Genomic DNA, 24136 nt, shown 5'->3' on the forward strand with positions numbered 1-24136 from the left:
TAGTCTTGCGAATTTATTAATAGATAAAATGAAGAATTTTAGACTTGAAGTCTTGGCTATCGGTGACAGATTTTCGGCAGCCTTTACCAGCCTTGAGCATGCTTTGAACGAACTCGGCGACGTTACGTATTTGCACGAGAAAACTTTCGAGAAGGCAGAGGATTCCGTCGAACATGTCAGAAATAGTAGTTTCGACGTTGCAGTCATGCCGAATCCGTACGGAAACGAGAAACGCCTTTGGGTCTATCGCCATTTGGTTAAAGCGGGATTCCCTGTCGTCGTATTTGATAGGGGTGCTCTCCCTGATAGCTGGTTTTTTGACGTGGGCTTTAACGCCGACAGCCCAACTTACAAAATATCGACATGGGATAAGCCACTTCAGCCTGAGCAGGCGATTAAAGTCAATGACTATGTAGCCAAGTTCTTGGATACGAAACCTCTGGAAAATCAGGGGGAGTACAACGACCCTCTCGCCTTGAAGACGGCATTAGGGATTCAAGGGAAGCGCGTGCTCTTCGTGGCGTACCAGCGACCTGCAGACACCACGATAAAGAATTTTGCAGGCAGAATCCAGACCTATGCCAACTTCTGCAGACTTGTTGATGAAGTAAACGCGGAACTGTCTCGCCAAAAAAGCGACTGGGTAATAATAGCTAAAAAGCACCCGCTGGAGACGGCCAGGCCCGGATCGTCGGTCCGTTTTGCACCCGACAATACAAACATAAATTCCCTGATTCAAATGGCGGATATGGTGTTTGTAGTAAATTCTGGCGTGGGCGTGATAGCTAGCCTATTCGACAAACCAGTGTTGATTGCGGGTGATGCCTTCTATGCCCACAATGGAATGAATAGATCCGTAGGGACTGTCCACGAGATTTTGTATTACCTGGAGAAAGGGTTTGAATTTGATCCAGAGACCCGGGATCGCTTTATCTATCATCTGATCGATAGGGTTTATTCGTTCGCTTCTTTTGAAACCGAGAAAGTTAAACAGAAAGACGGCAGCTTTCGGAACATTACTCGGAAGATTAATTTTCGAAATATCGTCTGGCCCCCAGTTGTTAAAAAAAAAAGTTGCTTATTCGTAAGCTCAGTACTGCCGATTCCGGTAAATCGAGGTAATGCCCAGCGAACTGATCAGTTCATCTCCGCTTTTTTGGAGCTTGGGTATCGCGTTCGCCTAGTGCTTCTGAATCAGAGTGAAGCATCTGCTCGCTCGACGGATATTGCTCGACGGACGCTCGCACACTACAACTCCGCATTTCTTTCAGTACAGGTGCGTAAGCATCCGATGTTCGCCTTGAACGCACGTAGGAAATCGAAAGGGTTAGAGAAGGTCATAGCCGCCGCGGAGCACTACGTGAGGAGTAAGATCTCCACCATTACCGGAGATTATGCAAAAATTAACTCTAGTGAGAGTTTTCCCCGAAGATTCCGCCAATTAGTTGCGCTTGAATCGCAGAAAAAGCACGATGTTTCCTGGGTTAATTACGCAAAGCTCTATGACGCTAGTTGTTATTCTGGACGAGTGATCGTCGACTTGCACGACGTGCAGGTGAACCGCATCAAGGCGGACGTACTGCCTAAGATTCCCGAGGCGCAGAGAGATCGATATCTCAAAATTGCATCGGAGTCTGAACGTGGGATAATGGCATCGGCAGGTATGTGTGTTTCCATATCACCGGTTGAGACTGAACACATCAAGTTGGATTATTGTCCTACGGCAAATGTAAAGACGATCAAGGCCACGGATTTTGGTCATAAGCTGACGACATTGGGTTCGAAGTTTGATCTGCTATTTATTGGTTCCAATTCCGATCCAAATGTCGCAGGTCTTCTTTGGTTCCTGGAGGAAGTTTGGCCAATTCTGAATTTGGAAGCGGGTGTTAATCTGAAAATTCAAGGGAACATTACTCGCAACCCAAAAATACAGCGTGCAATTACAGCGGCTGTACGATCTTCTGCAATACATGCAGGTGGGTTTGTAAAAGATCTCGGTGATGTATATAAGTCTGCCAGCGTGGTGATTTGTCCGATAAGATATGGTACAGGCATGAAGATTAAAGTAGTCGAGGCAATGTCATACGGAATGCCTATTGTCGCGACTACTGCTGCTCTTGAAGGAATATCGGATGCTTACGGAATCAATGCAGTCGATTCGCCAGAAGAATTTGCTGCGGAGATTCAAGCAATGCTGGGATCGGATATAAACAGAATGCGCGCGAGCGAACGGTCGTGGGCCACTTTCGAAGCAGACCATTCGCGAGAGTATCTGCTTGTTGAGCTTGATAGTTTGCTTGCGGAGGCAAATGCGTAGGCGGATGTTTTTCTTATTGCCGCCGAATGGCTTGATTTATGATAAATAGTTTATTTATTGGCTTACGCTATGGGGACTCTTAACGTGCGGCGAATCGCTGTGTGCCTTTCCGGGCAATTGCGCCAACTTGAAGGCGATAATAGTGTCTTGGCCCTCATACGAAGGCTGAACGCAGATGTTTTTGTCAGCACTTGGGAGGACTTGGGAGCAACCTCCGCCTACGATAGGTTCTTTCCATGTCAATCTATAGCGAATATGCTGATAGATAGAAGTGCCGATGGAAAGTACATCTATGATCGCAATGGTTTCATGCGGTCTTATCCGAATATCCACAATCTTTTCTATCAATCAGTTTTGGTGGATGAGGACTACATCCGGGAAAACATTCCAAACGTCAAGGCCGTGCGGGTCGAGAAATTTCCCGCCGACTTTGGGATAACTCGATCCTTGAATGGAATCCAGTATCCCCAAGAACTGTTAACGTTGATGCCAGAGCGATATATGTTCTCGCTTCCAATGTTCTATAAGATACACGACTGCTATGAATTGGCTATGGCGTGGGCTCATACCAACCGCGTCGACTATGACATCGTAGTTCGGGTTCGATGCGACTTGGAATTTAATGACTTGGACAAGTTGGAACAACTGATCCAAGGCGAGTTGAGTGAGGATGTTGTTTATACAAGCATGCCTCCGCCTGGCACGGTGTATCGCGACATTTTTGTCAATGACACGTTCGCGTTTGGTAGCCCAGAGATTATGGGTAAGTACGCATCATTATATAAATGTTTATCCAGTTATTGGAATCTCGACTCTTTTCCTGATTTTCCCCGCGCTCTTCGTGCCGCCGAATGTTTGCTTGGCTACCATCTGTTAAAAAACGAGGGAGTCCGTCACAAGGCCGTCGATGTTTTTTCTCCGGTGAAAGTGAAATTGGGAAGGAAGAATTACACTGAGGTTCTAGAAGCTTTTCGTCGAGATTTGAAGCTGGCGGGGCATTTGACAGTCAATGAGAGCCGCGCAATGTGCGTTCTACTGGCCAGCGCTTTTGTGGAAAGCGGCGGGCTAAAGGATAGAGAAAGCACATTAGAGAAATTTGCTGCCGACCTCATTGCTTTTCCGGACGACACCGTCAATATTTACTCGCAATCGTGGCTGTTGGGCGCCATATACAAACGCTTGAATCGATGGGATCTGTCATTAAAATACTATTCCGTCGCCGCCGAGTTCTTGAAAGATTTTGATTCACGGCCTGCATTGGAGTTTGCGACCGTCCTTCTGTGGCAAGAGAGGTATGCTGAGTCGCTCGGCGTGCTGACACCGTTGTTGGTTAAAGCTCCACGCGATTATTTTGTGATGCGAGAGTTGGGTCGGGTGCACTTAAAGTTGTTTGAAATTTCGCGAAACCCGGTAGCGAGCATGCATCTTGAGATGAGTCGTGCGTTGCTGAAGGGTTCGCTGGCGCTTGCGAAAAGTAATCGAATTACCAAAGAGCTTTTTGACAGAGCAATGTCTGCTTCTTCCGGCAACTAGGCATAGTTGTTGATGTGATTTTAGAATGATATTGTTTAGTTAATTTGACGCAGTGGGGGAGTAAATGCTCAATATTGTTATACCAATGGCTGGTGCGGGAAGCCGATTTTCGAAAGCTGGATATGCCGATCCGAAACCACTGATTCGGATTTCTGGCGTTGAGATGATAAAGGTCGTCATAGGCAATCTGCGTCCAAAATGTGCACATCGCTTTATTTTTATTTGCCAAAATGTACATTTGGTAGAGTACGAGCTGGTAGAGAAGTTGAACCTGTGGGCGCCTGGTTGTGAAATCATCAGCCTCGATGGTTTAACGGAAGGGGCTGCGTGCACAGTATTGATGGCAAAAAAGTTCATTGATAATGATGATCCATTGATGATTGCAAATAGCGATCAGTACATTGATGCTGACATTAATAGTTATCTCAATGAAATTGCTTTGCGAAAGCTTGACGGGCTGATCATGACGATGAAGGCATCAGATCCTAAATGGAGTTTTGTAGGGTTGGATGCAGATGGCTTGGTGAATACAGTAGTCGAGAAAAAAGTGATCTCGGACGAAGCCACAGTGGGAATTTATAATTTTGCCCGTGGGCGGGATTTTGTCGCGGCAGCGGAATCGATGATCGCGCTGGAAGAGCGCGTCAATGGCGAATATTATGTTGCTCCCGCATATAACCATCTCACGACGGCGGGTAAGGCAGTGGGGATTTTCAATGTCGGTAGCGAAGCTGAGGGCATGTACGGCCTGGGTACCCCGGCTGATCTAGAACTGTTTCTGACTTTGCCGGTCCACGTCCAAGCGACGGAGGGCCTGTGAAGATAATTTCTCATCGAGGTTATTGGAAGACCGCGGAGGAAAAGAACTCCGCGTTAGCGTTCAAACGGTCTTTTGAACTAGGCTTTGGAACGGAGACGGATGTCAGAGATGCGGTCGGGAAGCTAGTTATTTCTCACGACATGCCTAATGGAAAAGAGATGGCAGTCGCTGACTTTCTTGCGTTGGCAAGCTCCGAGGCACGTGGGCAGCGCTTGCTAGTGGCGTTAAATATCAAGGCGGATGGCCTAGCCCATCATTTGAACGAAGAAGTCAAGAACTATCCAGACCTTGACTGCTTTGTCTTTGATATGTCCGTTCCCGACATGCGAGGTTTCTTTTCTACCGACATTCCTGTTTTCACTCGCATGAGCGAAGTGGAACGGGAGCCTGCCTGGTTGGAGCGGGCGGCCGGCGTATGGTTGGATTCATTTGACGGCGAGTGGTATCAACGTGAGGACATCCAGCGGCTACTGGACACGGGGCTGCGGGTGTGTGTTGTATCTTCGGAGCTTCATGGACGAAGCAATGACGCTTTATGGAATATGTTGCTTTCGTTAAAGAATGAGGAAAGTTTGGTCCTTTGCACGGATTTTCCAGAAAAGGCCGCGATTTTTTTCAGTGTTGAGAGGGACGAGACATGAAGATCGATACTATTCTCTTCGACATGGATGGAGTGCTTATCGAAGCGAAAGAATGGCACTACGAAGCGTTAAATAGGGCTCTCGACCTTTTTGGAATGCCGATCTCCCGTTTCGACCACCTCACGACATTTGATGGTTTGCCGACTCGAAAAAAGCTTGAAATGCTGAGCCTGGAGCGGGGGCTACCCTCCGAGTTGCATGAGTTCATCAATGAGATGAAACAACAGTACACGATGGAGTTGGTTCAAACGCAGTGCAAGCCCCGCTTTGTGCATGAATACGCCCTTTCTTCCTTGAAGGCGCGCGGATATCGCATGGCTGTATGTTCTAACTCTGTTCGTCAGACAGTCACGACGATGATGGAAAAGGCGAATCTAAGCCCATACTTAAGTTTCATGATTTCGAACGAGGATGTTCGCGTAGGGAAGCCTAACCCAGAAATGTACCTGACCGCGATGCAACGCTTCGGAGTTGATCCGAAGCAATGCTTGATTGTCGAGGATAACGAAAATGGAATTAAGGCTGCGAGAGCCTCGGGTGCCCATGTCATGATCGTGCGGGACGTCGGCGACACGAACTTGGACAATATTGTTCGTGCTATTGCGGGTAGCGATATGGCTAACGCTGAGGGAGTCCGGGCGTGAGTACAAACATTTTAATTCTCGCGGCGGGGCAGGTTCCTGCGCACGGCATAGATGCCGGTTATCCTACATGTTTGACCGAATTCGAAGGGGTATCGATTCTTGAAAGAATAGTCGCGAATACTCGGAATATTCAGGATGCGACCTACGCATTCGCGTTGCTCAATCGTGATGCGGAGCGCTTCCATCTGGACAAGGTGGCAGACTTGCTTGTACCTGGAGCAAGTGTGACCCGTATTCCGGAGCGGACAAGGGGGTCTGCGTGCACCTCATTGCTCGCCGCTTGTCATTTGCCACAAGATTCTTCATTGTTGATAATTAGCGCCAATGAGCTGGTTGATTTGGATTTAGCGCCTGTAATCTCGGAGTTCGAGCTCCGAGAACTGGATGGAGGTACCTTGACGTTCAGGTCTATTCATCCTAGGTATTCCTACGTCAAACTGAATGAGCAAGGGTTCGTGACCGAAGCCGCGCAGCAGAACCCTATTAGCAATCATGCAACCACAGGAATATTCTGGTTCAAGAAAACTGGCGATTTTGTGGAGGCGGTAAAAGCGAGCATCCGGAAGAATGCCGTAGTGGGCGATAGTTTTTTTGTTGCTCCGACCTTTAATGAATTGATCTTGATGCAGAAGAAGGTTGGCGTTTTCGAGCTGGATGTATCGAAGTACCGGCCATTGAAAACAGATCGGCAAGTCCAGCAATTTGAATCGGGATCGTCCCTATGAATACCGAAAAGCTCGAAAACATGGTCAAGGGCTGGTTTGTGGGAAATTTCTCTCCGACCGCTCATCAAACGGACGCTTGTGAGGTGGCAGTAAAATCTTATAAAGCAGGTGACTATGAAGGGCGGCACTTTCACAAAGTGGCTACCGAAATAACGCTGATCCTTAGCGGGAGAGTGCGTATGATGGGGCGAGAATGGGGGCCTGGTGATATTGTTGTTCTGGCTCCTGGAGAGATTACAGATTTTGAGGCCTTGGAAGATGCGACAAATGTCGTGGTCAAAGTCCCGGGTGCCAGCAACGACAAGTACGTTGTAGAAACGTAGGATCTATCCGCTGAGACAAGCTTATGCAATGCCTGGATTCGTTCTTTTGATAAGCTGCTTTCAGTTAATCAATAGAACGATACTTCGTCTTTGCGTAGGCGGATCTCCGAGTGATTCTGGCGAGGGGGTAGCAGTAGCTTGGGCAGGCTATTTTGGACGGCTAGCGCAATACCTCTGCGGGAATAAAATCCACCATTAACTTGGCTGTGAGCAATGACCACGTTGCGGAATTTTCGATAAAAATTTGAATCGGGTTTTTGACCTTGCGTCCAAAAGCGATCCAGGCCATTTTGGAAAGTCAATCCCGGCATATTGTATAGGGCAGTGCCCAGTGCGATGGTTGGGCGACTGTGTATGAGAGATGAGCCGCCGACCGTGCTGTTGACAGTTACGACACCGGCGGTCGCCGTCAACAGCGCTGGTAAATTTCCGCTTTCCAGGTAGAGGGTACGATCCGCGATGCCAAGCTCGCTTGACTTCTTTTTTAGGAGGGAGCGATAGTTGACCAGACCCGGGTCCAGCGGATGAATCTTGACAGCAAAACGGGTATTCCCGGGCGCGGACTTGGCAAATGACTCGAGCGCCATATGCATTGCCTCAGCCATGTTTTCAAAAGGCGAATGATGGACGATTTGTGCGTCATTCGCCAGTTGCAATGGCATAAGGAAGAACGGGTTAGTTTGCGCGTCGGCGATTAATTTTGCCTCCACGCGTCTAGATTCGCCTTGATAGCATTTGACGCGGATTCCACGACGCAAGTATCCCAGGTACTCGGTCAAAGGCGAGTAGGGCACATGACTCTGGACTCCTTTATGCAGGAGTGGATTCATGCCTGCCCAAAAATTGTATCCCACATCATAAGCTGCACGTTTCCAAAATGGGGCATCAAACGATTCTCCATTGCCAAACTGCGGGGTGGTTCTGGCTTGCGCCTTGTACCATTCTGGATTGCGGGGCAATCTGGAGTGGCCGTTTACTCCACCCTGTTCAAGCGTAATCCAAAAGGGCCGAAAATACCCTTCTTCGTAAACGTGCACGCGCAGGTTGCACACGCGCGCAATTTCAATGGCCGCGCGATGGACCGGCCGACAATCCCCGAATAGGACTATATCGGTAGTACCGTGGCGGTGAAACTGTTGAGCATAGAACTCCGGAAGTCCTTCCATCGGGCCGCGGTAAGATGCCGCTTCGCCGCGTCGCCAATAGACTCGGTCGCCCACCGTGAAGTTGATCTTGCGCACTCCGTGCCCAAGTTCGCGCAGTGCATCTGCCAGTCGGGAAAAAAAGGGCGAGCACACTCCTTGCAAAAACATAAAACGTTGTTGCAGGAGCGAGGATGGGAGGGTTGAGTGCATGCCTGTCACTGGGGGAATTTTTGACGTTGATGTTCGAGTTGCAAAGTCATCGAGTGACCAAAAAGCCGGCTCTCGCCCAAAGGCGCAATTTGTGGAGTTGCCGTTGCAGGTAGGTTTTTCGCACGGAGCCCAAGCGGCCTTCGGTAATCAGTCGTTCGCGCATGGAGATGATCTGTCGGATTGCTCCTTCAGCTGTCGTGAAACCATTCAGCGTCCAATCCCAATAGACCGGATAATGCAGCACCGCGCCGGCCACGAGTTCGTCTAATGTGAGCGGGCGATCCCGTCTCGCGACGGTTTGTCGGTCTTCGGTCAAACCCCATCCGGCATAGAAAGGGCTTCCGTAGACCACGACATGCTTGCCGCGCAACAACGCGTCGAAGCCGCTTAACGATGTCATGGTGTGGACTTCGTCCGCCGCGTCGATGCAGCTCACGATCGATACGTCCGTTTCGATGGCGTCTGCGTATTGCATCGCGTCCGTTCTGTGAACGCTTCCTGCCCGATTGCGAACCATGACATCCGGATGGGGCTTGTAGACGACGAACGCGTCAGGGCTGGCTTGCCGAGCTGCCTTGAGCAACGAGAGGTTGTCGCGGATGCCGGTGCAGCCGTACTTGATCGACGCGTCGTCTTCGACTTGACCAGGTACCAGCACGACGCGGCGCCCGGACCTGCGCCATGCAGGTTGTGCCGTGGGCTCGATGTTGTACTTTGTCAGCGAGTTGCTCACGATCAATTCGCGAACGACGCTAGCGCGTTGACGATCATCATCCGTGAATGCACGGGTGTTCAGTGTCTGCTCGAGGTCGCTTGGTTGCCTGGCATCGAAGTACAGGCCAAGCTTGTCGACAACCAGGGAGTGGGGCGGCACGAAGTCGGAACCCAGCCCCACAGATCGGATGAATCCATCTTCCATGCGCAGGAGGGGGGCGCCGGATTTTTGCGCCAGGGACGTTACGGCATCAGCGGGCGTTGCACCCCAAAAGACCAGGCGGTCGTTCGGCACTGGATTCAACTTTGCCGCCGCTTCCGCGTGCGGGACGAAAAGCACAGGCCGATTGGGATGCCCCAAAAAGGGCTTTACGTTTTCGGCCTTCCATCGGCGGTAGCCGATTGCGATCGTTCTGCCTGCGCAGCGTTGATGCACTCGGCGCTGATGGCTGAGCCAATTGATCACATCGAAAATCGTGCCGCGTTCGTATGTTTCCGGATTCAGGTATCGCGTGTAGTGCAAGTACGCGGCCGCAAAAAGCTCGTCGACAGAACGGGCGCGCGTGCGCCGTGGACATTTCACGCGGTCGTCGGTGCATCCCCACCCGGCATACCAAGGCATCCCAAAACAGGTGACCGGAACCCCGTGGAGCAGGGCCTCGAAACCCATGTGCGATGTCACGACATACACCCGGTCCATGTGGCGCAGGACGCTTGCCGGGCTTGCAGGATCGCGGAGCATGACTGTCCGCTCATCGCCGATGACGCTGGACAGATAGCCGCGCTTTGCGCCGCGGCTAACCTCAGGATGGGTCTTTATGTAGAGTGTCGCAGCGGGGTTCTCCTGGCGGGCAGTTGCCAACATGGCAGCAAAGGAGTCGGCGCTAGCCATGCCATACTCCACGCTGGCATCTCCGACGGTTTGGTCGACGATCAATACGCGCGGACCTTCCCTTAAGAACGAGGCAGGCTCCAGATCGGGAGCCAGGTTGTACTTGCTCAGGCCTTCCGAAACGATGCGTTGGCGTGCTTGCGCATACGGGGCACCGACGCCCGCGAGTACGTTCTTGTCAGAGGCTAGAAGCGTCTCAAGCGCGGACGGTTGGCCGGCGGCGTAGTAAATACCTTCCGAGTCGACCACGATAGAAAGGGAGGGATGATCCCGCCCGGTTCCGTACGAGCGCAGGAAGCCGTCCTCCAGGCCGATGAACGGCAGGCCGTGCTTTGCGGCCAGCGCGCGCGGCCCGCGCGTAGAGGGCCGGAAGCCCCAACCTGCGAGCGTCAGCACTGACCTTTTGGCGACCTGATGGGCTGAACGTACGGGCAGGACCGGTTCGCCCATCAAGGCTGTTATCCCGGGCAGTTCAGAAATGGGGCGGGAGAAAGTTCCGATCGACACAGTGGCTGTTGACGCTGATTACTGATCGGATTCGGCCTGGTCTACGTCGAAAATCTGGAGGACGCCGGTCACTTGCTGATTGTCATTCACAACGATCAACTCCTTGATCTTCTCTTCATGCATCAATTCTTCCGCGACAACCAGACGTTCCGACTGATTGATCGTCTTGGGCGTCTTCGTCATGATCACCGAAGCCGTTAACGAAGAACTGGCGCTTTCCTTTTCGAAGGCGCGGCGGATATCGCCGTCCGTGATGACGCCGCATAATTTCCCGTTCTCCATGACGATGGCAAGCCCGAGCCGTCCACGCGTAATGGTTTGAATGACTTCACGGAAACTGGCGTCGTGCGCGCAAAACGGCAGCGCTCGAGAATGCATTACGTCGGATATTCGCGTCAGCAACTTGCGTCCCAGACTGCCTCCGGGGTGAAAGCGAGCAAAGTCCTCAGGCTGAAAGCCCCGCGCCGTGGAGAGCACAACAGCAAGGGCGTCACCCATCGCGATCGTCGCGGTGGTGGAACTGGTGGGCGCGAGGTTGTTGTTGCACGCTTCATGAGGCACCGAAATATCGAGGGTGACGTCAGCATTTCGCGCTAGCGTTGACTCCGAATTCCCGGTCATCGCGATCACGAGATTCTTTTGATACTGCATGAACGGCAGCAGGCGAATAAGTTCTTCGGTTTCGCCGCTGTTGGAGATCATCAGCGCTACGTCGATTGGCCGGATCATTCCAAGGTCACCGTGAAAGGCCTCTCCAGGGTGTACAGAAAATGACGGCGTGCCTGTTGATGCCAACGTGGCAGCGATCTTTTTTCCAACAATGCCCGACTTCCCCATCCCGACTACCACCACGCGGCCCTGCATAGTGAGGATGCTGTCGATTGCCTTCTTGAAATCGCCATTAAGCCGATTGCTCATCTGTTGGAGCGCTTCAATCTCGGTGGCGATCACGCCTCGTGCGGTATCAAGATAATCCATGGTCCATTCATTCCATTCAGTATTCGGTATGTCGGAGATTGCGCAGCCTACTGGCGCATTTTTGCCATGACGGCTTGGTATCCCGCGGTTTCGCGAAACACCGAACCGTTGCCTTGAGCGTCCAGAATGCGGTCCGCAAGTTCACGAAAGGCGCCATGGCCACCTGCCGTTTTCAGGGTTTCACTAGCACGTGCCTTGATGTATTCCGGCGCGTCTGCAACGGCAAACGACAAGCCGCAAGCGGCAAAGGCTGGCAGATCGATGCTGTCGTCCCCGATGCACACGGTCTGCGCTGCAGTCGTGCCGGCCTGTTCCATTAACTGGAGGCAGGCGGCATGCTTGTCCTTGACCCCAAAGGCGCTGAGCGCAATTCCAAGGTCTTGCACCCGCTTCGTCAGGGCGCCGGAGCTTCTGCCAGAGAGGACAGCGACGCGTACGCCAGACTCTTCCAGCAAACGCATGCCCAGGCCGTCACGCACATGGAAAGTCTTAAGCGCCTCACCCTGGGCGTCGTAATGCAATTGACCGGTAGTAAGCACGCCATCCACGTCGGTGATGACCAGGCGAACGTCAGCCAGCGACGGTGGTGCGTCGACAGGCTTGCCGCTGATCAGGGCGCGAACTCGCTCCAGACATTCCGGGGTGTCTACGCCAGGCCCAGTCGGCTCGACGCGAAACGCGCGTATTCGCATGCCTGCGGCTAGCAGTCGCAGTTGTTCAAGTTTCTCGGCGCGCTCCATCATCGGCTGAGGCAGGGCGCCATACTGCGACACCACTTCGCGGCGGTAAGCGTAGACCCCTACATGTTTGAGGTAATACGCACTTTCGTCTTCATCGCGCGGGTAGGGGATGGGCGCGCGGCTGAAATACAGCGCGTCGCCGTTGTCGGCCAAGACAGCCTTGACCGTATTGGGGTCTAGGGCCTCGCGGGTGTCGATGTCGTGGCAAAGCGTTCCAACATGGACCGAAGGGTCTGCGAGCATGCCCTGAATGAGCAGATCAATGTCAGCTGGGCGAACGAGCGGTTCGTCACCTTGCAGGTTTACATAGATGTCCGCATGCACCGACTGCATGACTTCGCCAAGCCGATCCGTTCCGGATGGGTGGCTGGGGGAAGTCATAATGACTGTGCCGCCGAAAGCGCGTACGGCGTTGGCCACGCGTTCGTCGTCCGTGGCCACTACGACGAAATGTGCAGAGGCAACTTCGCTGGCGCGTTCATGGACGTGCTGGACCATGGGCTTGCCAGCGATGTCGGCCAACGGTTTGCCCGGCAATCGGCTGGACGCGTAGCGTGATGGGATGACAATCGCGACGCGAGTGCCTTGAGTCGACATAACCATGCCGATCACGCAATGACAAGCGCAGGGAACGACTTCACCAAATCATCCACCGCCTTGACCTGAGTCAGGTAAGCCTCGAGGTGTTCTAAAGGCAGTGCGCTCGGACCATCACATTTTGCCTGGTCGGGGTTCGGATGGGCTTCGAGAAACAACCCGGCCAGATTCAGTGCCATCGCCGAGCGGGCGAGTTCCGCACTCTGGGCTCGACGGCCGCCCGAAGCCGCACCGCCAGGATCCCGCTGCTGCAGTGCGTGGGTTACGTCAAAAATGATGGGGAGATTGCCACTGGTCTGCTTCATGACGCCGAAGCCCAGCATGTCCACGACAAGGTTGTCATAGCCGAAGCAGGAACCGCGGTCGCAAAGAATGAGCTTGTCATTGCCGGCTTCGCGGAACTTCTCCACGATATGGCTCATCTGCGACGGGCTCAGGAATTGGGGCTTCTTGATGTTGATGATCTTGCCGGTCTTGGCCAAGGCTACGACAAGGTCCGTCTGCCGTGCGAGGAACGCAGGCAGCTGCAGTACATCAGCAACTTCTGCGACCGCGGTCGCTTGCCAGGGCTCGTGTACGTCCGTGATCACGGGTACGTCAAACTCAGCTTTCACCGCCTCGAAGATCCGCATGCCTTCTTCCAGGCCTGGTCCGCGATACGAGTGAATCGACGAACGGTTGGCCTTGTCGAAGCTGGCTTTGAAGACGTACGGAATTTTCAGCTTTTGCGTAACGCGCACATACTCAGCGCAGGCCCGCAGAGCGAGGTCCTTGGATTCCAGGACGTTGATGCCGCCGAAGAGCACAAAGGGCGAATCGTTGCTGACCTGGATGTTGTCGCGAATAGTGATGACGTGCGCACTCATTGGATACTCCGTAGTTATTCTGTCGATGCGGGCCGCCTTGAAATTTATTTCGATGTGGCATCAGCCCGCGTGGGCAGGTGCTAAGCCGATTCGCCCAGGATTTTCACCGTGGCTCGGATCTGCTCTTCTGTATGCATGCAAGAAATAAAGAACCGCAACCTGGCCGACTTCTCCGGCACTGCCGGATAAAGAATCGGCTGCACGTTGATCCCTTGTTTGAACAACGCTGCCGATAGGCGCGTCGCCTTCAACGAACTTCCGGTAATTGCCGGCACGACTGCAAATCCAGTGCTCGTCCCGGTATCAATCCCCGCCGCCTTCGCCTGCTCCAGGAAGTATTTCCCGCGCGCCTGCAAGGTCGCCACGCGATCCGGCAGATCCTTCATTCGTCGCAGCGCCGCCAGCGACGCGGCGGCGACACTCGGCGGCATGCCGACGCTGTAAAGAAAGCCCGGCGCGAGGAACTTCAAATGTTCCACCAGCGCGGTTTCTCCCGCGATATACCCCCCGCAGCCCGCCAGCGTCTTGCTCAGCGTTCCCATCCAGATGTCGACGTCTTTGCCATCCAAGCCAAAGTGTTCGCGGATGCCATACCCGCGCGCGCCCATGACGCCGAGGGAATGCGCTTCGTCGACCATCAGAAACGCGCGATGGCGTTGCTTTATTTCAATGAAGCGCGGCAGGTCGGGATAGTCGCCGTCCATGCTGTAGATGCCTTCCAGCACGATCAGCACGCGTTCGAACTGGTGGCGTTGTTCGTTCAGGATGGTGTCTAGCGCTTCCCAGTCATTGTGGGGGAAGGGCAGGCGGCGGGCGCCTGACAATTGGATGCCTTGCAGGACGCTGTTGTGGATCAGTTCGTCATGCAGGACCAGGTCGCGCGGGCCGAACAGATAGCCGATGGTCGATACATTGGTGGCATGGCCACTGACGAACGTAATGGCGTCATCCACGCCGTACAGCGCGGCGATTTCATCTTCTAGTTCGCGGTGCACGGGACGTTCGCCCGAGACCAGGCGGCTGGCGGATACCGACGTGCCGTAGCGGTCGATAGCGGCTTTCGCCGCGGCGGTGACCGTCGGGTCGCCCGACATGTTCAGGTAGTTGTAGCTGGCGTAGTTGATGAACTCGCGTCCGCCGATGTGCGTGTCTGCGCCGGCAGTGCCTTCGTGCAGCTTGAAGAAGGGGTTTTTGACACCCAGGCGTTGTGCGCCATCGTTGATGATGCGCAGTTGCTGATAGCCGGGATGCAGGTGGAACCGGTAGTGTTCCTCGGGGATCTCGGCTTTTTTCTCTGCGGGGCGTGCAGGCGCGTGGCCGCCGGGTGAGGCGGCTTGGCGCAGTTTGCGTTCCAAGGCCTGTTGGATCAGCTTGTCTTTGATGCCGGCCGCAAGGCCCGGCAGCTTCTTCATGGTGCTCAATTAATTCTGACCTACTGGATCATGCGTTGCATGGGAAGGCTGCCGTTCATCTTGATTTCGTCGACGAAATCGGACACGGAGCTGGAGCCGACTTCCGCTGCGTGGCTGGCGACCACCTGTTGAACGCTGGCGGTCACGGCATCGGTCTGCTCGTCGTGTTCGTCACGCAACAGCAGCACGAGCCTTTCGGCCAGCTTGGCCGGGGTGGGGCTTTCGTTGAGCGCCATCACCGGCAGGCGGATGCCGAAGCGGTTCTCCAGCGCCACCACCAGTTCCACCCCCATCAGCGAGTCCAGTCCCATGTCGTAGACCGAGCGGGTCGCTTCAATCTTGTCGGGAGACACGCGCAGGATTTCGCCGATCTCGGCCTTGAGCATCTCGGTGAAGCGTTCGTGCAGGGCGGCATCGTCCAGCGTGGCGATCAGGTGCGCGATGTCGTTGGCGCCGCTGTCGTCGTCGCCGGTGTCACCGGCCTGGCGGGCGATCTCCGAGAACTTGGGCAGATTCGCGGACGGCAGGAAGCGGCTGAGCGCGCGCCAATCCAGTTCCAGGACACCCAGTCCTGAAACGTCGGCAACCAGCATGTCTTCCAGGGCGTCCAGGGCGACTTGCGAAGCCAGCGCGCCGCCGCCCATGCGGCCTTGCAGCGCGTCCTTGATTTTCTGGTTGCGGGCCAGAAACCCGACGTCGTCAATCGCGCCCCAGCGCACGCACGTGGCGGGCAGGCCTTCAGCGCGGCGCTGCGCGGCCAGGCGCTCCAGCCAGGCATTGGCGGCCACGTAGTTGCTTTGGCCGGGGTTGCCGAACAAGGTCGTAGCCGATGAATAGAAGATGAACAGGTCGAGCGGCTGGGTGCGGGTCAACTCGTGCAGATGCTGGGCGCCCAATACCTTGGCTGCGAGCGTCCGTTCGATCTGCCCCGGGGTCGCGCTACGCGCCAGGCCGTCGTCGATGACGACGGCTGCATGGACGACGCCCTTGAGGGGCGGCATGGTGCGCGCGGTTTCATCCAGCAGACGGGCCAACGCCGCGCGGTCCGTGACGTCGCAGGCAGCAGCGTGCACGCGCACGCCTTGCGCTTCGAATGCCGCGAGCGCCGCCTGCGCGGCGTCGCTGGAGGGGCCGCTTCGGCTGATCAGGATCAGGTTGCGGGCGCCCTTGTCGGCCAGCCACTGGGCCGTGCGCAGACCGAAGCCGCCTAATCCGCCGGTGACGAGATAGGTCGCGTCGGCGGGCAGCGTCAGGCCGGGTGCCATGTGAGCAGCCGGCGTCTGCACGCCGCTGATGCCGTTGCGGTACGTGACGACGATCTTGCCGATCTGGCGGGCCTGCTGCATGTAGCGGAAGGCGTCGACGATGTCGTTCGCGTCGAAGACGGAATAGGGCAGCGGATGAAGCGCACCTTGGCGGAACAGCGCCATCATCTGGCCGAACAGCCGCTGGGTCAGGTCTGGGCGCTCGTTCATCAACTGATCGGCGTCGATGCCGAAGTAGCTGATGTTGTTGCGGAACGGGCGCAGGCCAATGCGGGTGTTTTCGTAGAAGTCGCGCTTGCCCAATTCCAGGAAGCGGCCGAACGGTTTCAACACGCGCAGGTTGCGGTTGATGGCTTCGCCGGCCAGCGAGTTCAGCACGACGTCGACACCCCGGCCGCCCGTGTCTGCCAGGATTTCGTCGGCGTATGACAGCGAGCGCGAATCATAGATATGGCGCACGCCTAGCAGGCGCAGCAGGTCGCGCTTTTCGTCGGAACCTGCGGTCGCGTAGATTTCAGCGCCCAGCCATTGCGCAAACTGGATGGCGGCGATGCCGACGCCGCCAGCGGCGCCGTGGATCAGGATTTTTTCGCCTTCTTCCAGGCGTGCCAGATGGTGCAGCGCGTAGTAGACCGTGAAGAAGGTGCTGGGAATGGTTGCGGCGGCTTCGAACGAGAAGCCTTCGGGGATGTGCGAGATGGCGCTGGGCTTGGTCAGCACGCGGTCGCCGAAGCTTGCTGGTCCGAAGCCCACGACGGCATCGCCCACGGCGTAGCCATCCACGTCCGACCCGACTCGGGTCACCGTGCCCGAGAATTCCAGGCCGAGCGTCGGGCCGGCAAATCCGTTCTCAATGGCCTCGTCGGACAGCAGGCCCAATGCGTACATGACGTCGCGGAAGTTCAGGCCGGTGGCTTCGATGCGGACTTCCAGTTCGTCGTCGGCCGGTGTCGGCGCCGGGCACGACTCCCAACGCAGGTTGCGCAGCTGGCCGGGGAACTCAAAGCCCAGGCGCACGGCTTGCGACGTGTTGGCGTCAGCGGCAGTCGGCGCAGGGCGCGGAGCGTGGCGCAGGCGCGGCGCATAGCGTGCGCCGCTTTCGTCGAGAATGATTTCGTCTTCGTTGTCCGCGCAGCTCAATTCGCGGATCAGCGCGTCGGCCAGATTGCTGGCGTGAGCCAGCGGCAGGTCGACCATACGGATGCGGAAATTGGATGCTTCGTTGGCCAGCGTACGACCGTAGCCCCACAGCGCAGCGTCGTTCAACGCGTGCATGGCGGCGGGGGCTTGGGGCCCCAGGCGCAGATACTGTACGGCGTCGGCGGTGACCAGCCAGACGGTGGCGCCAGTCTGCGTGCGTTCGCAAGCCTGGATGACTGCTGCGGCGGTGGCGCAGCGGCGGGTTTGCAGGGCGAGCAGTTCTTCAGGCGTCTGGTGCGCATCAGCCCACGCCAGGCCGTCCAGATGGATGACGTGGTTGACCGGGCCGGTGGCGCCATTGCGCAGCAAGCCGTCCAGCGCTTCCGGATCCGCCTGGACTGCCAGGCGAACGGGGTGGCCGGCGGCTTTCAGCTTGGCTTCCAACGCTTGTGCCAAGCCGGCGCCGTGCTCAGGGTTGCGGTCCGTCAGAATCAGCCAGTTTGTAGGTGCATTGGAGGCATCCGGGCTGGGCAGAGCTGCCAAGGCTTGCACACCGTCCAGCCGGGCGGTGAGCAGATAGGCGCCGCTGGCAAACGATGCGGAAAATTCAAGCGGGCTGTCGCACAGGAATCCAAGCGATTGGAGCTCTTCCTGCCAGAAACCGACGGGTTGTTGCGTGGAGAGCTGTTCGCCGCCCTCGCTGGTTTGCCACCAGTTCTGCCGGCCTCCAAAGACGAAGTCGCCCCAGGCAGCGGGGTGGGCACCGCAGACCAGCAATACGCCGTCCGCCCTCAGGCTGGCACGCGCATGGCGCAAGGCCGCGCGTGCGCTTTCCAGCGTGTCGAACTCGCAGTGGAAGATTGCCAGGTCGCATAGGGCGGTAGGCGCGACCCCCCCTTCGCCGATGAGTTCGGTGTGGGCGTTCGGAGAACGTTCGGCCTGTTGATGAATGACGTGATCCAGCACATCAGGGTCGTTGGATGCGTAGCAGTAGTCGGCCACGTTGAAGTCCAACGCGTCGCAGCAGCTGAATGCGAACAGCGGCGCAGCTTGGCCGACTTCGATGATCGCCAGGCGTTGGCCGGGAAGGCGATTGGCTTGTGCTTGCGCCAGCACCGCCCGCAAGGCGGTGCCCAGGCGCTGGCCGCTGGCGGCGCCCAGGGCGCTGCGGCCGATCGCGGCTGGCGTGCTGGCACGCGGGCAGACGGCGTCCAGCGTGGCTTCGCCGCGCAGCAAAGCGGGCAGGTGCAGGCCTACGCGGCCTACCGCATGGACGATCTGGGCGTAGTCCGGATACTCGCGCAGCAGCGTGTTCCAGATGTCTGTCGTGCCGCTTTCGTTGCCGTCCGGGGCGGGTAAATGGACGCCCGCGGCGCCGGTTTCAACGAAACCGGCCGCCGTCAGGCGCGAGATGGTGTGTTGAAGCAGCAACGCGGATTCCGGTGCGTAGCGGCAGAGTTCGGTCACCAGCGCCTGCGGCACCACTTGTCCGTCGGGTGCGATCTGGCGCAGTGCGTCCAGCGAAAAACCGTCACACAGGCTTTCCAGCAGCGGGTCGACCTCTTCTGCATAGCGCGCGTGTGCGCCATCTTCGATGCATTCCGCGATGGCTTCAGCCAGGGCAGCACGCAACGTGGCGAGGTCGAGGGGGGAGGGGCCAAACGGCGCGTGCGGACGCGGCGTTGCGGCGACATCCAGGAAATTGAGGTGGTCGGCGGCCGGTTTGCGCAGCCGGATGCTGCGGAACCGCGCATGTTCGACGGCGGCGATCTGCTCGCCGGCGGCGTTATAGAGTTCGAAACTGGCGGTCAGCGAATGCGGGGCGCGGCGTTCCAGGCGCACACGCGCGGCGGCGGGCTGGCCCGCATGGGCCCGCAGGCTCAAGCGCCCGATCTTGGCAGGCACGAAAGCGATACCCTGGCCCATGGCCGGGTCATTGCGCAGCAGTTGGATGATCAGCTGGAAGGCGCAATCCAGCAGGGCGGGATGCAGGTGAGTGGCGCCAAGTTCGCTTTCAATGACGGGGTCGGCTTGCAGGACGGCAAGGACGCTGGTGTCCGATTCCATCCAGCCGTGCGACACAGCGCGGAAGGCGGTGCCGTAATCCAGGCCGACGGCGCGCGTCAGGGCCTCATGGGTGTCGCCGGTAAAGTCGGGCGCGCGGGTCGGCAGGAGCAGCTTGGCCTGCGTGAGGCGCGCCGAGCTGGCTTCGCGCAGCAGGCGGCCGCTGGCGTGCTTGACCCACGGTTCCGTGCTGTTGCTGTCCTTGGCGTTGATGCGGAACCGGCCGTCGGCGTCGTCCAGCAGGAAACGCGTCAATTTGCTGGGCGAGGCGTTCAGCAGCAACGGGGCGTGGATTTCCAGTTCTTCCAGCTCGGCATAGTCGCCATCCTGCCATTGCAGCGCGGCCGCCAGGGCGATCTCGGCGAAGCCGGTGCCAGGAAAGACCACCGCGTCACCGACGACGTGGTCAGCCAGCGTCGGATGGGACTGGGTGTCCAGCTGGTTTTGCCAGGTGTTCTCATGCTGCTGCAAGGCATAGCCCAGCAACGGATGCACGTGACGGCGCGACAGCAGGCCAAGCGATTCCGGCGTGGTGGGATGCCAATGGCGCTCGCGCTGCCAGGGATACGTCGGCAGGTCGACCGCCGTTCCTTCCCACGGGAAGAGCGATTGCAGATCGATTTGCCCGCCGCTGGCAATGACCTGTCCGGCCGCGGTCCAGATCTTTTCGGGATCATCGCCGCCGCGCGTCGCGGTACTGAGCACGCGGCCCTGCATGTCCGCGGTCTTGAGCGTGTCGTTCAAGTACGAGCGCAGCAGCGGGTGCGGGCCCACTTCGACAAAAATATTGTTGCCCGCGGCCGCCAATCGGTTGGCGGCTTGCTCGAAGCGCACCGGCTCGCGCACGTTGTGCCACCAGTAATCGGCGGTCAGGGCGGTGCCGTCCAGCGGAGTACCGGTGACGGTGGAGTAGAAAGGGACGTCGGTCGCGCGTGGCTGAATGTCGGCAAGCGCTTCACGGATACCTGCTTCGATGGAATCCATCGCAGGGCTGTGGAAGGCGTAGTCCAGGTCCAGGCGCCGGAAGAACAGCGCTTGCTCGGCCAGTGCCGCCTCCAGCACGCTCAAGGCGTCCGGTGAGCCGGCCACGGTGGCGCCGCGGCTGCTGTTGAAGCCGGCCACGCAAACACGGTCGCCCAGATTGTGTTGGGCGATCAGCGCCAGCGCTTCTTCGCCGTTGATGCCGACGGCCGTCATCCGCCCTTGGCCCTTGGTTTCGCCTTGCAGGCGGCTGCGCTGGAAGATGACGCAGACCGCGTCCGGCAGGCTCAGGGCGCCGCAGGCCCAGGCGGCCGCCACTTCCCCGACGCTATGCCCGATCACCGCCGACGGCACGACGCCGCGTTGCGCCAGCATGCGGGTGATGCCGACTTGCAGCGCGAATAGCGCGGGCTGACCAACTTCGGTGCGTTCGTAGCGGTCGTCGCCGTTTTCACCCGCCAATTCTTTGTGCAGCGAGAAATCGGCGTACTGCGAAAACAGGGCGTCGACTTCGTCGATGGCGGTGGCGAACACCGGATCCGCCAACAGGCGGCGGCCCATATTGGCCCATTGCGAACCGTTGCCCGAATAGACCATGACGGGGCCGCGTGCGTGGTTCAGCGCCGTGCCTACGGTCACTTCCGGGCGGGATTCGGCCTCGTCAGCAAACTGCTGAAGCTGGTCGGCAATGGTATTGCAATGGGTGCCGAAGACGACGGCGCGTTCCGTGTGCCAGTCGCGCCGCATCGCGGCATGATAGGCCGCGTTGTACAGAAACTTGGCAGGCTGATCACGCAGGGCCGCCGCCATCTGGCGTGCTGCGGCTTTCAGGGCCTGGGGGGTCTTGCCCGATACCACAACCGGAATCGGTGCGGTCTTGGCCATCTTGCCTTCAGCGGCCGGGCCGCGGGGCGGGGCGCTTTCCAGGATCACGTGGGCATTGGCGCCGCCGAAACCGAACGAGTTCACGCCGACGACAAGCTTGCCCGTCTGGCGCAGTTTGCGGTTCTGGGTGACGACGTCCAGGTTCCAGTTCTGGAATTCGATCTTGGGATTGAGCGTCTTGATGCCGATGGTGGCGGGCACCACACGATGGCGCAGTACGTACATCGCCTTGACCAGGCCAGCAACGCCGGATGCGGCTTCCAGGTGGCCCAGGTTGCTCTTGACCGATCCGATCGGCAGCGGCGCGTCTTTGCTACGCTGCTGCGCCAGAGCGGCTCCGATGGCGCGCGTCTCGATGGGGTCGCCGACCGCGGTGCCGGTGCCGTGCGCTTCCAGGTAATCGATGTCCGCGGGCGAAATGCCTGCCTGTTCATAGGCTTGGCGCATCAGCGTGGCCTGCGCGTCGGCGCTGGGCACGGTCAGGCCGGATTTGCGGCCATCGGTATTGACGGCCGATCCGGCCACCACGGCCAGGATGTTGTCGCCGTCCGCGACGGCCTGGTCATAATCCTTCAGCAGGAAGATGCCACCGCCTTCCGAGCGGACGTAGCCGTCACCCGCTGCGTCAAAGACATTGCATCGGCCGCGGGGCGACAGCATCGATGCCTTCGAAAATGTAATGAAACCGTAAGGGTGCAGGTGCAGACTCACGCCTCCTGCGAGGGCTTGGCTGCACTCGCCGGAGATGATGCTGCGGCAGGCCTGGTGGAATGCGACCAGCGATGACGAGCACGCAGTATCCATGGCGATGCTCGGCCCACGCAGGTCGAAGAAGTACGACAAACGGTTCGCGGCAATGCTGGCGGTATTGCCCGTCGCCATCGATGCATCGACGGCGTTCAGGTCTTCGGCCAGGCGATAGGCGTAGTCGGAGCTGGCGATACCTATATAGACGCCGCAATTGGTGCCGCGCAGGGCAGAGGGGCGCACGCCCGCCTGCTCCATGGCTTCCCAGCTCATTTCCAGCAGTAGGCGTTGCTGCGGGTCCATGAGGGCGGCTTCGCGCGGGGAAATGCCGAAGAAGCCCGCGTCGAAACCGGCAATGTCGCCGATGGATCCAGCGGCGAAGGTATACGCAGTGCCGGGGTGGTCCTTGGCCGGATGCAGGTAGGTATCGGCGGACCAGCGGTCTTCGGCGACGCGGGAGACAAGATCGCGGCCTTCCAGCAGCGCTGGCCAGTAGCTGTCTACAGTGGTGCTGGGGAATCGGAACGATAGTCCGATGACGGCAACGCGCTTAGCCATGCAGTGTCCTTCTAGCCCCGTCGAGTCGCGACGCGGTGTATGAGAATGCGGTCAAACCGCAGGGGGAATGGGGCCTGTAACGGCCTTGTGCCGGTAAGTCCGGACGCCTTGAGACCCGATCAGGGCGAACTGCGCCTGACGATCAAGTGCGGCCGATACGGCCCGATGTGGCGGTTCTCCCTGTTGCTGCCATCGCTGGGATGGCCCCCTTGACCTGTACTCTGCATTGGCGCTGCTGCCGGCGCGCCGTGTAAATTTTTGTTATGCCCATTACTTGATTGTTCTGTTCTCTGGTGCACCGACGCGTTCTCGGCTTCATCCGCGGATAAAGGGGCGTCTTTGGGTGCGTTTGCAGAAACAAATTGATTTAAAACTTGCCGATTTTACCGTAACCGTACTGTCAGCCAGATTGACCCCAAAAGCACACACCCCGCGAAACACCGGAAACCATGCTTTCAAAATGCTGTCTTAAGCTTCTGGGGCCGTAGGATATCAACCATTTGTAACTAGTATTGGGCAAGATTAATCAAAACGATTCAGGAGTGACGAAAATCTCGATCTTTCGTGTTGTGACCTGCAAAACTTGCAAGAATCGAACAACAAAAAGACCAAAGCTGGCTGATCCTGGGTCAACTGCCTGCAGATTTGTGGCAAAAAAAACGCACCGGGAAGGTGCGCTTGGGCGGGTGACGCAATGAGCGGATGGATTACGACAGACCGCACACCGGAACCGGCGGTATCCGCTTGGCGGGAGTGGGAATGCGCCACGAGGCACGACGGCGCAATGCGCCGAATATCTTCAGCCCCTGTGGCCAGTCGGCCAAGCCGCTTTCGGCGTTGATGTGTCCGGCGCCGGGCAGCACGACGACCCGGCTGCCCCAGTCCTGCGCGAAGGCTCGCGCACGTTCGAGGCGGCAGTAGGGATCGTTGTCGCTGGCGATGACCACACTTTGGAACGGCAAGGGTTGGCGCGGAATGGGCGCAAACCCTCGCAAGCAATCGGGCGCGTCGGGGCGTTCGACATCGGCGGGCGCGACCAACAATGCCCCCGCGACCTTGGCCCGTAGCGGGACGGGCAGGGCGGCGCTGATCAGGCAGCCCAGGCTGTGGGCGATCAGCAGCACCGGGCTGCGGGCCTGGTCGACTTCGGTGGCCAGCGTGGAAATCCATTCAGGCGCGGCCGGGTTCTCCCAGTCGCGCTGCTGGATGCGCACGGCGTGGGGCAGCAGGGTCGCCCAGCGTGATTGCCAGTGGTCCGGTCCGGAGTTTTTCCATCCGGGGACGATGATCGGTTGGAGTCTCATGGCGGCCATGATGCCGCGACCCCCTAGTAACTCAAACGAATAAATCGTCCTTTGCATAGATGGTGCCGGGTATAAGACGGCGCCTGCCCGCGATGCGGCACCCAGGTGCGTCAAGGGCACCGGAAGTC

The 24136-nt window shown here is 57.7% G+C and carries 15 protein-coding genes; 7 read left to right on the plus strand and 8 right to left on the minus strand.

Annotated elements, in window-relative coordinates:
* The first annotated feature begins 28 nt into the window (after positions 1-28).
* The 7 genes from AC3WMU_RS05530 (at position 29) to AC3WMU_RS05560 (ending at position 7003) form a co-directional block, all read left to right on the plus strand.
* The gene (locus AC3WMU_RS05530; protein WP_081533937.1) at positions 29-2317 is read left to right on the plus strand and encodes a glycosyltransferase; all 2289 of its coding nucleotides are present in this window, start codon (positions 29-31) and stop codon (positions 2315-2317) included.
* A 69-nt stretch (positions 2318-2386) separates the two neighbouring features.
* A complete protein-coding gene (locus tag AC3WMU_RS05535) occupies positions 2387-3850 on the plus strand; it encodes a tetratricopeptide repeat protein (RefSeq protein WP_131224877.1) in 1464 nt (487 codons plus the stop codon).
* Between the two features lie 64 nt (positions 3851-3914).
* On the plus strand, positions 3915-4670 hold the full coding sequence (locus AC3WMU_RS05540; RefSeq protein ID WP_035212118.1) for a glycosyltransferase family 2 protein: 756 nt from the start codon (positions 3915-3917) through the stop codon (positions 4668-4670).
* 158 nt (positions 4671-4828) lie between these two features.
* Entirely contained in the window at positions 4829-5311 is a 483-nt protein-coding gene (locus tag AC3WMU_RS05545; protein WP_006222191.1) for a PI-PLC domain-containing protein, read from the plus strand.
* Positions 5308-5955, plus strand: a complete 648-nt coding sequence (locus AC3WMU_RS05550) for an HAD family hydrolase (protein ID WP_006222190.1) — start codon at positions 5308-5310, stop codon at positions 5953-5955. Before AC3WMU_RS05545 ends, AC3WMU_RS05550 begins: the two co-directional genes overlap by 4 nt.
* Complete coding sequence (locus tag AC3WMU_RS05555; protein ID WP_035212115.1) at positions 5952-6680, plus strand: glycosyltransferase family 2 protein; 729 nt, start codon at positions 5952-5954, stop codon at positions 6678-6680. The genes AC3WMU_RS05550 and AC3WMU_RS05555 overlap by 4 nt, the downstream gene beginning before the upstream one ends.
* A complete protein-coding gene (locus tag AC3WMU_RS05560) occupies positions 6677-7003 on the plus strand; it encodes a cupin domain-containing protein (protein ID WP_006222188.1) in 327 nt (108 codons plus the stop codon). Before AC3WMU_RS05555 ends, AC3WMU_RS05560 begins: the two co-directional genes overlap by 4 nt.
* 68 nt (positions 7004-7071) lie before the next feature.
* Here AC3WMU_RS05560 and AC3WMU_RS05565 read toward each other — a convergent pair whose 3' ends face one another.
* The 8 genes from AC3WMU_RS05565 to AC3WMU_RS05600 form a co-directional block, all read right to left on the minus strand.
* A complete protein-coding gene (locus AC3WMU_RS05565; RefSeq protein WP_006222187.1) occupies positions 7072-8358 on the minus strand; it encodes a capsule polysaccharide biogenesis protein in 1287 nt (428 codons plus the stop codon).
* A 46-nt stretch (positions 8359-8404) separates the two neighbouring features.
* On the minus strand, positions 8405-10414 hold the full coding sequence (locus AC3WMU_RS05570; RefSeq protein WP_492281957.1) for a capsule polysaccharide biogenesis protein: 2010 nt from the start codon (positions 10412-10414) through the stop codon (positions 8405-8407).
* Between the two features lie 75 nt (positions 10415-10489).
* The gene (locus AC3WMU_RS05575) at positions 10490-11449 is read right to left on the minus strand and encodes a KpsF/GutQ family sugar-phosphate isomerase (RefSeq protein ID WP_006222185.1); all 960 of its coding nucleotides are present in this window, start codon (positions 11447-11449) and stop codon (positions 10490-10492) included.
* 47 nt (positions 11450-11496) lie between these two features.
* Complete coding sequence (gene kdsB, locus AC3WMU_RS05580) at positions 11497-12786, minus strand: 3-deoxy-manno-octulosonate cytidylyltransferase (RefSeq protein WP_492281958.1); 1290 nt, start codon at positions 12784-12786, stop codon at positions 11497-11499.
* A gap of 11 nt (positions 12787-12797) precedes the next feature.
* Positions 12798-13652, minus strand: coding sequence for a 3-deoxy-8-phosphooctulonate synthase (kdsA, locus tag AC3WMU_RS05585; protein ID WP_006222183.1), 855 nt, complete (start codon positions 13650-13652; stop codon positions 12798-12800).
* Positions 13653-13732: 80 nt separating this feature from the next.
* Positions 13733-15064, minus strand: a complete 1332-nt coding sequence (locus AC3WMU_RS05590; RefSeq protein ID WP_424625325.1) for an aminotransferase class I/II-fold pyridoxal phosphate-dependent enzyme — start codon at positions 15062-15064, stop codon at positions 13733-13735.
* Positions 15065-15084: 20 nt separating this feature from the next.
* Positions 15085-22704 (minus strand): SDR family NAD(P)-dependent oxidoreductase, encoded by a 7620-nt coding sequence (locus AC3WMU_RS05595; RefSeq protein WP_492281959.1) that lies wholly within the window; start codon positions 22702-22704, stop codon positions 15085-15087.
* A gap of 707 nt (positions 22705-23411) precedes the next feature.
* Positions 23412-24008, minus strand: a complete 597-nt coding sequence (locus AC3WMU_RS05600; protein ID WP_035212199.1) for an RBBP9/YdeN family alpha/beta hydrolase — start codon at positions 24006-24008, stop codon at positions 23412-23414.
* Between the last annotated feature and the right edge of the window lie 128 nt (positions 24009-24136).

The organism is Achromobacter sp. FW305-C-13 (genome assembly GCF_058783475.1).